The sequence below is a fragment of the Streptomyces sp. NPDC096176 genome, from assembly GCF_044763255.1.
GTDB lineage: Bacteria > Actinomycetota > Actinomycetes > Streptomycetales > Streptomycetaceae > Streptomyces.
Genome location: NZ_JBIWFV010000007.1, coordinates 202,088 through 214,909, shown reverse-complemented (window position 1 = coordinate 214,909; position 12,822 = coordinate 202,088). Strand labels below are relative to the sequence as shown.

The 12,822-nt window shown below is 68.8% G+C and carries 8 protein-coding genes and 2 pseudogenes; 6 read left to right on the top strand and 4 right to left on the bottom strand.

Annotation, left to right across the window (positions count from 1 at the left end):
• Positions 1 to 20: 20 nt before the first annotated feature.
• A complete protein-coding gene (locus ACIQ7Q_RS21200; protein WP_403864108.1) occupies positions 21 to 1,184 on the bottom strand; it encodes an NADH:flavin oxidoreductase in 1,164 nt (387 codons plus the stop codon).
• Positions 1,185 to 1,628: 444 nt separating this feature from the next.
• Between ACIQ7Q_RS21200 and ACIQ7Q_RS21195 the strand changes: the two genes are divergently transcribed.
• From ACIQ7Q_RS21195 to ACIQ7Q_RS21185, 3 genes and pseudogenes are all read left to right on the top strand, one after another.
• The gene (locus ACIQ7Q_RS21195) at positions 1,629 to 2,012 is read left to right on the top strand and encodes a hypothetical protein (RefSeq protein WP_403864105.1); all 384 of its coding nucleotides are present in this window, start codon (positions 1,629 to 1,631) and stop codon (positions 2,010 to 2,012) included.
• A 7-nt stretch (positions 2,013 to 2,019) separates the two neighbouring features.
• Entirely contained in the window at positions 2,020 to 6,363 is a 4,344-nt protein-coding gene (locus ACIQ7Q_RS21190; RefSeq protein ID WP_403864102.1) for a caspase family protein, read from the top strand.
• A gap of 181 nt (positions 6,364 to 6,544) precedes the next feature.
• Positions 6,545 to 6,851: pseudogene (locus ACIQ7Q_RS21185) on the top strand (transposase); the annotation flags it as partial.
• A 164-nt stretch (positions 6,852 to 7,015) separates the two neighbouring features.
• Here ACIQ7Q_RS21185 and ACIQ7Q_RS21180 read toward each other — a convergent pair.
• A complete protein-coding gene (locus ACIQ7Q_RS21180; RefSeq protein ID WP_403864099.1) occupies positions 7,016 to 7,300 on the bottom strand; it encodes a hypothetical protein in 285 nt (94 codons plus the stop codon).
• Between the two features lie 214 nt (positions 7,301 to 7,514).
• On the opposite strand from ACIQ7Q_RS21180, the pseudogene ACIQ7Q_RS21175 reads away from it, so the two are divergent.
• Positions 7,515 to 7,619 (top strand): annotated as a pseudogene (locus tag ACIQ7Q_RS21175) (DUF3043 domain-containing protein); the annotation flags it as partial.
• A 102-nt stretch (positions 7,620 to 7,721) separates the two neighbouring features.
• Here ACIQ7Q_RS21175 and ACIQ7Q_RS21170 read toward each other — a convergent pair.
• A complete protein-coding gene (locus ACIQ7Q_RS21170) occupies positions 7,722 to 9,452 on the bottom strand; it encodes an ABC transporter ATP-binding protein (RefSeq protein ID WP_403864096.1) in 1,731 nt (576 codons plus the stop codon).
• Positions 9,453 to 9,589: 137 nt separating this feature from the next.
• Positions 9,590 to 9,955, bottom strand: a complete 366-nt coding sequence (locus tag ACIQ7Q_RS21165) for a hypothetical protein (protein WP_403864831.1) — start codon at positions 9,953 to 9,955, stop codon at positions 9,590 to 9,592.
• A gap of 326 nt (positions 9,956 to 10,281) precedes the next feature.
• Between ACIQ7Q_RS21165 and ACIQ7Q_RS21160 the strand changes: the two genes are divergently transcribed.
• Positions 10,282 to 11,721: a Gfo/Idh/MocA family protein gene (locus ACIQ7Q_RS21160; protein ID WP_403864093.1), complete on the top strand. Its 1,440-nt coding sequence runs from the start codon at positions 10,282 to 10,284 to the stop codon at positions 11,719 to 11,721.
• Positions 11,722 to 11,752: 31 nt separating this feature from the next.
• Positions 11,753 to 12,748 carry an NEW3 domain-containing protein gene (locus ACIQ7Q_RS21155; RefSeq protein ID WP_403864090.1) on the top strand — a complete coding sequence of 332 codons (996 nt, stop codon included), beginning with the start codon at positions 11,753 to 11,755 and terminating at the stop codon, positions 12,746 to 12,748.
• Positions 12,749 to 12,822: the final 74 nt, after the last annotated feature.

Here is a 12,822-nt window from a genome sequence, read left to right as displayed (position 1 = left end):
TCTGATCCAAACGAAGGACCCTAGCTCAGCGTCTTCAGCGCCGCCGCGTCGTACTGCTTCAGATCCTCGAACCGGTTCCCCAGGACCTTCGCCGCCCACTCCGGGTCCTGGAGCAGGGCGCGGCCGACCGCGACCAGGTCGAACTCGTCGCGCTCCAGGCGGTCGAGGAGCTCGTCGATGCCCCGGACCGGGGCGCCCTCGCCCCTGAAGCTGTGGATGAAGTCGCCGTCGAGGCCGACCGAGCCGACCGTGATGGTGGGCCTGCCGGTGAGCTTCTTGGTCCAGCCCGCCAGGTTCAGGTCCGAGTCCTCGAACTCGGGGAGCCAGTAGCGGCGGGTGGAGGCGTGGAAGGCGTCGACGCCGGCCGCGGCGAGCGGGGCGAGGATCGCCTCCAGCTCCTCCGGGGTCTCGGCGAGCCTTGCGTCGTAGGCCTCCTGCTTCCACTGGGAGTAGCGGAAGATCACCGGGAAATCGGGGGAGACGGCCTCGCGGACCGCTGCCACGATCTCGGCCGCGAACTTCGTACGTGCCACGGCGTCACCGCCGTAGGCGTCGGTGCGGCGGTTCGTGTCCGCCCACAGGAACTGGTCGACAAGGTAGCCGTGGGCGCCGTGCAGTTCGACGCCGTCGAAGCCGATGCGCTCGGCGGCCGCGGCGGCCTCGGCGAATGCGCCGATGACGTCGTCCAGATCGCGCCGGGTCATCGCCTGGCCCATGCCCTCGGTGCCGTCGACGCGGATGCCGGAGGGGCCGACGGCGGGGGCGTCGGCGTACGGCGGCTCGCCCTGCTTGCGCACCATGCCGATGTGCCACAGCTGCGGCACGATCGTGCCGCCCGCCGCGTGAACGGCCTCGGCGACCTTCGCCCACCCGGCCAGCTGCTCCTCGCCGTGGAACCTCGGCACGCGGTCGCTCTGGCCGGCCGACTCGTGGCCGACGTAGGTGCCCTCGGTGACGATCAGGCCCACACCCGCGGCGGCGCGGCGGGCGTAGTACGACGCCACGTCCTCGCCGGGAACGCCGCCCGGGGAGAACATCCGTGTCATCGGCGCCATCACGATGCGGTTCGGGACGGCCAGGCCGTTCAGCGTGACGGGCCGGGACAGGATCTCGGCCGCGCGGGAGGCGGAGGAAACGATGACGGTCACGGGGGCTCCTCGAGGTACCGGACAGTATGTGCACATGCATTTAATGCATACCGCCGGTCAACCGCTCCGGCGGTCACGGCATTCCGTCCGTCCGGCGGGACGCGCTGTGATCCCTGCCACGCGCCCGGAGTCACGGCGGCCAGGGTTCCGTGCCGAGGTGCACGGCACCGACCTGTGCCGAGAGTGCGGTGATCACCCATGGGTTGTCACTGCGGCCCCGCGCTCGCGGCCGCTGGGGACGGCCCGGTCGAGACACCGTCCCGCGAGGGCCGGCGAGGGTCTCCACGTCGACCTTGGGGCCGCCGTGAGGGCGGCCCGGTACAGCGGCAGCGGGAGCGCCGGCAGTCGGTGGAACGCCGAGGGCGTGGGGATGTTACAAGGCCAGGGAAGCCGCAGGCCCAAGTTCTTCAAGTTCCCAGCACCACATGCGAGTAGGGAGTCAGAATGCTTGCACAGGTACCACTCTCCGGGAGCCGCCGCATGATTGTGCTCGTGTCGACGCTCGACAGCAAAGCGACCGAGGAACTGCGTTCCCTGCGATCTGAGTTGCAGGGAGAGGAGGCATGGAGGGGAAGGGTCGAGCTGGTGGAGCGCCCTCCGGCTCAAGGAACGCTCGGCCCGGTGCTCGAGGCATTGCAACTGGTTCTCGAGCCAGGAACCGCTGCTCCCTTCCTCGCGGCTCTTGTGGCCTGGCTTCGCTGGCGCACGAGCGACATTGAGTTGACGGTACGACGCACCGACGATTCGACGACGGTGACGCTCTCGGGCAAGCGCCTCAAGGGGCAGGACGCTGCGGCGTTGACCGCAGATGTGGATCGGCTCAGCAAACACCTGTCCCGGCCCAGCAACAGCAGCGCGGACTGAGGCCTAGGTGCTCGTACTGTCGTCGCCGGGCGCCCGGGTCGTGCTGGTGGGCACGGCCAATCACCAGGCCGGGTCCCCGCTCCCCGACGTGCCCGCGGTCGCGACCTCCGTGGCCGACCTCAAGCTGTGTCTCACACAGCGATGCGGCCTGTCTTCGGAAGCATTGCGGACGATCGACGATCCGACGGATCCGGACGTAGTGGAGCAAGCGATCCGCGAGTCGGCCGGACAGGCCGAGGACATCTTTCTCCTCTACTACGTGGGACACGGGGTTCGATCGCCCAGCGGAGACCTTTATCTGGCCACTCAGGCAACGATGGACCTCTCCAAAGAGCGTGCGGTCAAGCAGGCTCTCCCCTTCTCCGAGATCAACGACGTCCTCTCCAGCACCTGCCGGGCGCGGACTATCGTCGTCGTCCTGGATTGCTGCTTCTCCGGCCTGGCCGAACTCCGCCCACCCGGTGACACGCTGCTTCTGACCTCCGCCACAGGGGAATCTGTCGCACTGGCCCCGGACGGGGACCGGCACACGTTGTTCACCGGCGAGCTCATCCGCCTGCTCGAGGAGGGCGATCCCCAAGGACCGCCGCGTCTGACTCTGAGCCGGGTGGCGGATGTCCTGCATCGTCGGCTTTCGATCGTGGGAAAGCCGCCGCTGCGGCGGTTCCAAGGGCTCACGGGACAACGCGTACTTGCTCCCAACCGTGCCTATGTACCGCCTCCAGCCCCCGTCGGGCCGGAACCGTCGCCCGGAGTGGACCACATAAGCCCGTACCTCGGGCTGCCGGCATACACAACGGCCGACGCGGAGCGGTTCTTCGGTCGTGAGGAGCTGGTCAACGAACTGCTGCGGGCTGCCAAGGCCCGTATGTCCCCTCCAGGACCTGGGGGACCGCTGCCGGGGCCACTGGTGGTCACCGGGGCGTCCGGGGTGGGCAAGTCCTCCCTCCTCCAGGCTGGGCTACTGTCACAGATATCGCGCGGAGGCCTCGGTCTACAGCACGCAGCGAACTGGGCACAGATCTTCGTCACCCCCGGCAGTGACCCGATGGGCGCACTGGCCGCTGGCTTGGCCTCGCACGCCGGAGTGGACCCGGAAACCCTGCGGGCCCTCCTCCAAGGGTCCAACCCCTGCCAAGCCCTCGCCCGGCTGCCCCACCAACGAGCCGTCGTCGTCGTGGACCAGTTCGAGGAGCTCTTCGCGCTCCATCCCGACCCAGACTTACACCTCCGCTACGCGCGCACCCTGGCCGCTCTTGCGGCTCCTGGCCAGGCCCTCGTCGCCATCGGCGTACGTTCGGACTTCTACGGCGCTTGCTTCGACCTGCCCCCGCTGAAAGACGCCGTCCGCGGCGGACTGTTCGTCCATCCGATGACACAGGAACAACTGCGCCTGGTCATCACCAAACCCGCCGAGGAAGCCGGGCTCGCCGTCGACCCCGCACTCGTCGACGTGATCTTGCACGATCTGGACAGCCACCCCGCAGCCCGTCGCCGTAGCTCCGCTCTGCCCTTGCTGTCCCACGCGTTGCTGTCGACCTGGCAACGGCGCGTGGGGGGGCAGTTGAGCGTTGCGCACTACCTGGCCATCGGGCGGGTGGAGGGAGCCATCGCGACCACAGCGGATGAGCTCTACGCCGCTCTGGACGAGGCTGGACAGCTCGAAGCCCGTCGCATCCTTCTCGACCTCGTCAACGTCACCGAGGACATGACGGAAGACACCCGGCGCGTGGCCCATAGGGCAGATCTCTCGCTCGACGGACGCGCGGCCGGGGTCCTCGACAAACTCATCCAGAGCCGGCTGGTCACCGCCGGCCGGGAATCCGCCACCGGCAGAGACATCGTCCAGCTCTCCCACGAGGCGCTGCTGGAAGCGTGGCCCCAGCTCGTCGACTGGATCGCGGAGGACCGCGAGCGCCTGCTGCACCGGCAGCGCCTGCGCCGCGACACGGCCGAATGGATCGAGGCTCGCCGCCGTGACAACTCCCGGCTCTACGGAGGCCCCCGACTGGAGATCGCGAAAGCCTCCGCGGAGGACGCCCGGCTCAGCGCCGACGAGCAGGCATTCCTGGCCGCGAGCCGACGGCGGAACTCACGTACGACGTGGTTGCGCCGCGCCATCGTCGTGGTCCTGTCGGTGCTGATGCTGGCTGCCTCCGGAGCCGCCGTCGTCGCGTTCCAGCAGCGAGCCGCCGCACGCGCAGAGCGTGATACAGCCATCTTCAACCGACTTGAGGCCCAAGCGGACAACGTGCGCGGTGTGAACGCCTCGCTGGCCGCCCAACTCGATGTCACCGCCTATCGCATGCGGCAGACCCCGGAACTCCGCTCACGACTGGTCAACATCGCAAACGGCATCCTGTCCAAGCCCTTATGGGGACATGCGGGAACTGTCTACTCGGTCGCCTACAGCCCTGATGGGCGCACCCTCGCCACTGCGGGCGACGACAAGACGGTCCGGCTATGGAATCTCAGCGATCGTCGTCGCCCCAGCCCGCTGGGGCAGCCGCTTACCGGACACGGTAGTTGGATCCAGTCACTGGCGTTCAGTCCAGACGGTCGTACGCTGGCCAGCGCCGGCCTCGACAAGACGGTGCGCCTCTGGAACGTCGGCGATCCAGCCCGTCCCACCTCACGGGGGCGACCCCTGACCGACCGCACTGGGCCCGCGCTGGCAGTGGCGTTCAGTCCTGACGGGCGCACGCTGGCCAGCGCCGGCCTCGACAAGACAGTGCGCCTGTGGAACATCGCCGATCCCGACCACGCGACACCGCTGGGGCAGCCGCTCACCGGACACACCAACGGCGTCTTCGCAGTGGCGTTCAGTCCTGACGGGCGGACGCTGGCCAGCGCCGGCCGCGACTCGACGGTGCGCCTGTGGCGCATCACCCCCGGGACCCAGGCACATGCGCTCGGGCAACCGTTGAGAGGCCACAAGATGTCCGTGTACACGGTGGCGTTCAGCCCCGACGGACGCACCCTGGCCAGCGCCGGAACCGATCAGGCCATCCATCTGTGGGACGTTCAAGATCCCGCCCACCCCGCTCCGGTGGGACAGGGCCTCGGCGGCCACACCGGCACGGTGCATGCGGTGGCGTTCAGCCGCGACGGGCACCTGCTGGCCAGCGCAGGGATGGACAACACGGTCCGCCTGTGGAACATCACCGACCGCGCCAATGCCTCCGCCCTCGGGTATCCCCTGAGCGGCCACAACGGCCAGGTCCAAGCCGTGGCCTTCAGCCCCGACGGACGCACTCTGGCCAGCGGCGGACGAGATGGCAGTGCACGGCTGTGGCATCGCCCGGGCACACTCCTGACTGGCCACCGCGGAATCGCCTTCTCCGCGGTGTTCAGCCCTGATGGACGCACGCTGGCCAGTGCAGGAGGCGACAAGACCATTCGCCTGTGGAACGTCAGCGATCCGGGCCGGCCTCATCCACTTGGGTCGCCGCTGACCGCACACAGCAACTTGGTCTCCTCCGCGGTGTTCAGCCCTGATGGACGCACGCTGGCCAGTGCAGGAGCCGACAAGACCATTCGCCTGTGGAACGTCACCGATCCGGGCCGGCCTCGCCCACTTGGGTCGCCGCTGACCGGCCATACAGGCACGGTGGGCGATCTGGCGTTCACGCCGGATGGCCGGATCCTGGCCAGCGGAGGAGCCGACCATACGGTGCGGTTGTGGGACCTCACCGACCCCTTGCACCCCACTGCACTGGGCGGCCCTCTGCAGCCCGACGCCTCTGAAAACACCCATGTGGCGTTCAGTCCGGACGGGCGCATCCTGGCCACTACCAGCGTAGCCACGACTATTCGCCTGTGGAACATCACGGATCCGGCTCGTCCGACACCTTTGGGGTCCCCACTGACCGGCCACTCCCAGACGGTCTCCACAGCACTGTTCAGCCCGGACGGGCGCACCTTGGCCAGCACCGGGGCCGACCAGACGGTGCGCTTGTGGGACCTCACGGATCCTGGGCGGGTCACACCGTTGGGGCAGCCGCTGGTCGGTCATGTCGGGCCGATCCACGCCATGGCATTCAGCCCGGACGGGCGCACCTTGGCCAGTGCAGGAGCGGACACCTGGGTGAGATTGTGGGATATCAGTGACCGGGCCCACCCAGAGCCCTGGGGTCGCCCCTTGGCCGGCCACACCGGCACCGTTAAGTCGATTGAGTTCAGCCCCGACGGCATGACGCTGATCAGCGCGAGTGTTGACAGGACGATCAAGGCATGGCTACTCAGCACCGATAAGGCCGTGGAGCACATCTGCGCGACCACCGAGACGCTCACTCCATTTCAATGGAAGTTCTACCTCCCCGAACTCCCATACCGTGCCCCTTGTCCCTGACCGGCTGATACGGGTTCGAGCGCGGTCGCGGGGCGGCGTGCGGCCGCGTCCAGCGATCCGGTCAGGGCGACGGCACGCCGCCCGGCGGGGGCTGCGATCCGCTTGTGAAACGGACCGTGTCCACAATGTCGCGCTGCTTGCTCCCGATCGTCTCGCCGAGGAAGTCCTCGACGTAGCCGGGGGATCCAAGACGGGACGAAGTCCTGTCGACCGGGGCAGGACGGGCAGCAAGCATCACCTGATCACCGACGCCACCGGCATCCCGCTCGCCGTCATCTTGACCAGCGGCAACCGCAATGACGTCACTCAGCTGACCCCGCTCCTCGATGCGGTGCCACCGGTGCCGGGCAAGCGAGGTCGGCCCCGGCGCCGCCCCGACGTGGTGCTGGCCCGACCGCGGCCACCACCACGACAAGTACCGCCGCCTGGTCTGGGGCCTCGGCGTGAAACCGCTCATCGCCCGTCGGGGCGCCGAGCACGGCTCCGGCTCTGTACTGAGATCGCCCAGTCCAAACAAGGACCTTCCGGCATCCTTCGCCGCCTGATGGACCCAGTCAGTACGCAATCCCGAAGTCCTCGGTGAGCGGACGCCTTGAGTCCGGGGTCCCGTTTCACTGCGACGCGTGCGGCCGGAGCAGGTACAGGCTTGAGGTTATGCGGTAGCCACAACCTTCCCGGCCATGACCTGGGGAGGGTTCGGGAGCAGTGATGCGAGGTTCTCCCGCACGAAGCCCGCCGCCCTCAAGACTGATTCCTCGGCACCTGCCTGGTCCTGGAAGACGCTCGTGGAAACCATCACTCCGTTCCCCGCATCGACCCAGTAGTAGGCCACGAAGCCGGGGACCTGGCGCATGAGCGGCACGAACCCCTCGTTCACGAGACGTCCCGCCTCGGCCGGATCGGTCACCCCTTCGTACATCCGGACTGCTGCATACATCGCCGATCTCCTCACGCGAGGTTCCGGATTCGTCGTCCGAGACTCCGTACCCGCAGCGCAGGCACCTTGCTCGCGAGGCTCCGGCAATCACCGGAAGAGCCGCCTCCGGTGATCCGAACGGCGGCTTCCGGTCCGAACACACGGCAGGGTGATTTGCCATGTACGTGCCCCTGGCGAATTGCAGGTCATGCGCACCGGCAATCGCATTCCTTACAGGCAGCCGGAGGCTCTCGCCAGTGGCGCCGAGCGCTATCTGCCTGCCCGTGACAAGGGACCGGTCCGCCGGTTCGTGCGCGACTTCGCCGACTTGCGGTTTTCGAAGGGGGTAGCGGGGCACGCACCGGGTCCGCCCGGGCCGGCTCCCGGGCGTCCCCGCACTCAAGCCGTCGTCCCCAGGGCCTGGCCTGCGTTGCGCATCCGATCAGGGGGCCGACGCCAGGAACTGAGTCGCCGCCAGCTCCCCATACAGCGGATCCGCCGCCACCAGCTCGCCGTGCGTGCCCACCGCCCGTACCTTCCCCGAGTCCATCACCACGATCTGGTCCGCCAGCGTCACCGTCGACAGCCGGTGGGCCACCACGAGCACCGTCACATCCCGGGCCACCTCCGCGACCACGTCGCGCAGCGCCATCTCATTGACCGCGTCCAGTTGCGAGGTCGCCTCGTCCAGGAGGAGCAGCCGTGGCCGCCGCAGCAGCGCACGGGCGATCGCGACCCGCTGCCGCTCGCCGCCCGAGAGTTTGGAGCCACGGTGCCCGACCACCGTCTCCAGGCCGTCCGGCAAACGCTCCACGACCGCGTCGAGCCTGGCGCGTACGAGCACGTCCCGGATCTGTTCCTCGCTCGCCTCCGGCGCGGCAAAGACCAGGTTCTCCCGCACTGTCCCTGCCAGCACCGGAGCGTCCTGCTCGACATAGCCGATCGCGGCGCGCAGATCGGCCAGCGGCCAGTTCCGTACGTCCTTGCCGTCGACGAGGATCCGTCCGCCACTCGCCTCGTAGAACCGCTCGATCAGCCCGAAGACGGTCGTTTTGCCGGCCCCGGACGGGCCGACGAAAGCCGTCATCCCGGCGCCGAGAACCTCGAAGGAGACTCCGTGATGGACGTACGGAAGATCGTCGCGGTAGCGGAAGGTGACGTCCTCGAAAACCACCGACGCCGGACCTGTGCCCGCCTCCCCCCGCGGCGTCGTCAGCGTCTCCGTTTCCAGCCGCTCCGCTTCCACGATTCGCGCGATCGCCGCCGAGCCCACCTGGTACTGCGAGGCCGCCTCCACGAGCCTCGACACCGGGTCGATCAGATAGAAGAGGAAGAGCAGAAAGGCCACCAGCGTGGATACGGAGATCGCGCCGGAGGCGACCCGCGCCCCGCCGATCCCCAGCACCGCCAGGAACGACACCTGTACGGCCAGGCCCACCGACGACCAGGCCGCCGACTGCCACTTCGCGGACCGTATGCCGTGCCGCCACGCCTCCCGCGCCGCCCTCGACACGACCGCCGTCTCGCGCTCCTCGGCCCCCGATGCCTTGACCGTACGGAAGGCCCCGAAGGCCCTCTCCAGCACGGTGGAGATCTCGCCGACCGCCTCCTGCGAGCGCTGTGTCGCCTGCGCGATCTTCGGCATCAGCAGCCCGACACAGCCGCCGACCAACACGATCACGCCCAGCGTCACACCGAGCAGCACCGGGTCCATCAGGCCCATCATCACGATCGTGGCGACGAAGGCGAGCCCGCCGGTCGCCGCCGAGACGATCGACTGGGTGGTCACCGCACGCAGCAGAGTGGTGTCGGAGGTAACCCGGGACATCAGATCGCCGGGCTGGGTCCGCTCCACCTCCGGCAGCCGCAGCCGCAGTAGTCGTCCGATCAGGCTGCGGCGAGCGGCCAGCACCACGGACTCGGCGGTGCGCTCCAGGATGTACGCGCCGACGGCCTCGATTGCGGTGCCGAACACCACCAGCGCGGTGAGCAGCGCCAGGATCCCGGTGATGGACTGATCGTCGCCGAGCCGGTCGACCAGGGTCTTGGCGGCGAGCGGCTGGGCAAGACCGGTGACCGTGCCGACAAGGGTCAGGGCGGCGCCGAGAGCGACGACCCAGCGGTGCGGGCGGAAATGCGCGTACAACGCCCGCCAGGTCTCACGGAAGGGCATTCTGACGGGCGGCTTCTCGAGGCCAGTGGCGTCTACGGTGTCTGTGGTCTCTGCGGTTTTCGCGGAGGTTTCTGCGGTGGTCACCTCAGCGAAGACGCGATATCCCCCTGAACACCTGAGCGGTTGCCCGAATCGGCTCAGCCGCGTACGCCGCACAGATGCAGCAGGGCCGCGCGTCCGCAAGGAACGACCCGATCGCCGCCGGGTCCCCACCCGATGCCGTCGGGGGTGCGCAGGCCGCCCGCGACGTAGGAGACCTTGCCGGTCTTCCTGTTCACCTGGATGGTGGTGCCGCGGTTCTTAGCGGGCTGCGGGTCGGTCGTCGCGCCGCCGTAGTTGATCGCGACGGAGGGGTTGACCAGGCCGTCGCCGGGAGCGTCGGTGCCGCTCTCGCACTCCTTGCGGCCGGGTGCGATCACACGTACGACGTCGGCGGCGGTGCTGAGGACGGAGTCGGTACGCGGTTTGCGGAAACCTGAGGCTCGGACGAGTGCGTCGCACACCCTAGGAGGCTCTTGTTCACGGTGTCCATACTTCGTCATCACTGAGTACAAACTTCGTCCGGAGGGTGGGGGAGTGATGGCGCCTCGGGGCGACTTCGTCTGTTGTTGAACAAAGTTGAGGGGGCGTCATGGCGGTCGGTCCTGCCCGTGCCAGTCGTCCCTGGGGCCGCGGCTCCACGGCGCGCCGGGCGCTCGGCCCTCGGGCGAGTGATGCTTGTTCTTGTTCGTAACGCGGGCCTAATGAACATCTATTGACATGTCAGCGCCCACCCCGCCAGAGTCTTGACCGCCAGTGATGCCGATCACGGACCGAGGAGCGTTCCCTCATGCCCGAAATCCCCGCAGTATCACGCCGTCTGCTTCTGGGAGGAGCTCTGGCCACCGGGGCGACGCTCGCAGCCGGCGCCGGCGCAGCCCAGGCCGGCACGGTGGCCCAGAGCGGTGCCGCGCCGGCCTCCGCGCCGCGGCGCAGGCCCGGCCAGAAGTCCATGATCAACGTGCCGTACGACGCGTACCGGACCGTCCGCGTCGGCGTCATCGGTCTCGGCAACCGGGGTTCGGGCATGTCCGAGGGCTGGTCCGCCGTCCCCGGCTGTACGGTCACCGCGGTCTGCGACATCAGGGCCGACCGCGCCAAGCGCACCGCGGACCGGCTCGTCGCCAAGGGCAAGCCGCGCCCCGCGGAGTACGGCGGCTCCGACGAGTCGTTCGCGCAGATGCTGAAGCGGGACGACATCGACCTCGTCTACATCGCCACGCCCTGGGAGTTCCACTACCAGCAGGGCCGGGCCGCGATGCTGGCGGGCAAGCACGTCATCGTCGAACTGCCCGTCGCCACCGAGCTCGACGAGCTGTGGGACCTCGTCGACACCTCCGAGCGCACACGCCGTCATCTCATGCTTGCCGAGAACTGCAGCTACGGCCGCAACGAGCTCGCGATGCTCAAGATGGCGCACGAGGGCCTGTTCGGCGATGTCACCAACGGCCACGGCGGCTATCTGCACGACCTGCGCGCGCTGCTGTTCTCGGACACGTACTACACCGACGCCTGGCGCCGGCTCTGGCACACCCGCAGCACCGCGTCCTTCTACCCCATGCACGGGCTGGCGCCGATCGCCGCCGCGATGGACATCAACCGAGGCGACCGGATGACGGTGCTGCGGGCCACCGCCACTGAGCCGAAGGGTCTCGCCGACTACCGCGAGCGCTTCGTGCCGAAGTCGCACCCGTCGTGGAAGGAGACCTACATCAACGGCGACCTCGTCACCTGCATGATCGACACCGCCAAGGGCCGGGTCATCCGTGCCGAGCACGACGTCAGCTCGCCGCGCCCGTACAGCCGTATCAACAGCCTCGCCGGAAGCCGCGGCATCTTCGAGGACTACGCGGGCACCTCCACGACCGGCGGCCGCGTCTACGTCGAGCCGGACCACAGCGGTCACGCCTGGCGCGACTTCGACACCTACCGCAAGGAGTTCGACCACTGGCTGTGGGAGAAGATCGGTGACGACGCGGCCAACAACGGCGGCCACGGCGGCATGGACTACGTCCTGCAGTGGCGCACCGTCCAGCTGATGCGCTCCGGCCAGGTCCCGGACATCGACGTCTACGACTCGGCCGCGTGGTGCTCTCCTGTGCCGCTCAGCGTCAAGTCCCTCGCCGCCGGCGGCCGTCCGGTCGGGATCCCCGACTTCACCCGGGGCTCTTGGGTCAACCTGCGGATGGGCCTGGACTCGCGTACGTCCGAGATGCCCCCGGTCACCTGACGACCCAGCCCTTTCGCGAAGGAGACGGACAGTGGGACCAGCCCGACTGATCAGGACGCTCAGAGCCACGGCCGCGGCAGGGGCGGTACTTCTCGTCCCCGCGCAGGCGGTCGCGGCCGAACCGGAACCGGCGCCCGTCGCCGCCAGGACGGAGGTGACCATATCGCCGGTCGACCTCGAGGGGCCGGCCATCTCGGCGGTGAAGGTGACCGTCAGGAATGCCGGTCCCGACAGGTTGCGGTCGGTGAAGGTGTCGTTCGCCGGACCGGTGGGCTGGGCCGTGCAGCCGGCCGAGCGCAGCGTGGACGGTGCCCTGGCCAAGGGCCAGGCCGTCGACACCGAGTTCAGGATCCAGGTGCCGGAACAGCGCCCGGGGTTCACCGTCCGGACGTTCACCGCCACCGCGACGTACAAGGGTGGTGACGGCGCAGGGTCGGCCACCGGCACCCGGTCCCAGCGCACGGGCGAGCCCGTGGCGAACCTCGCGGCCGCCTACAACAGCGTCGCGATCACCGACGAGAGCAACACCGCGTTGGGCGACTACGACGGGGAGGGCAACAGCTTCTCCGCACAGAAGCTCGCGGCGGTCGGACTGACCCGCGGTGCTTCCGTGAGTGCCCTGGGCGCGAAGCTGACCTGGCCGGACGTGCCGAGCGGCACCAAGGACAACGTGTCGAGCGCCGGACAGGCCGTCGCTCTGAGAGGCCAGGGCAGCAAGCTCGTCTTCCTGGGCTCTGGCGTCGGAAGCGGCGCGACGGGAAGCGCCACCGTCTACTACGAGGACGGCACGTCGACCAAGGGTTCGTTCGGCTTCCCCAACTGGTCGTTCGACCCCGCCGACGCCCACGGTGCGACGCTGGTCGCGTCGTCCGACGGCCGCAACCGTCCCAGCGGATACGGAAACGCGGGGATCGCCTACCGCGTGTTCGCCCACTCGATCCCGCTCGACGCGACCAAGCAGGTCGACTTCGTGGTACTGCCGGGCAACGGCAACATCCATGTCTTCGACATGGCCATCGCCTCCTGATGCCGTTCGCGCGAGCGTGATCCGCGACAACCGCCCCCGGACTGCTCCTCGGTCCGGGGGCGCCGGTCGTCGCC

Excerpts from the sequence above, each read along its gene's own strand:
- ACIQ7Q_RS21195 (WP_403864105.1), top strand. The coding sequence starts at position 1,629 with ATGATTGTGCTCGTGTCGACGCTCGACAGCAAAGCGACCGAGGAACTG.
- ACIQ7Q_RS21180 (WP_403864099.1), bottom strand. The coding sequence starts at position 7,300 with ATGTATGCAGCAGTCCGGATGTACGAAGGGGTGACCGATCCGGCCGAG.
- ACIQ7Q_RS21160 (WP_403864093.1), top strand. The coding sequence starts at position 10,282 with ATGCCCGAAATCCCCGCAGTATCACGCCGTCTGCTTCTGGGAGGAGCT.
- ACIQ7Q_RS21200 (WP_403864108.1), bottom strand. The coding sequence starts at position 1,184 with ATGTGCACATACTGTCCGGTACCTCGAGGAGCCCCCGTGACCGTCATC.
- ACIQ7Q_RS21170 (WP_403864096.1), bottom strand. The coding sequence starts at position 9,452 with ATGCCCTTCCGTGAGACCTGGCGGGCGTTGTACGCGCATTTCCGCCCG.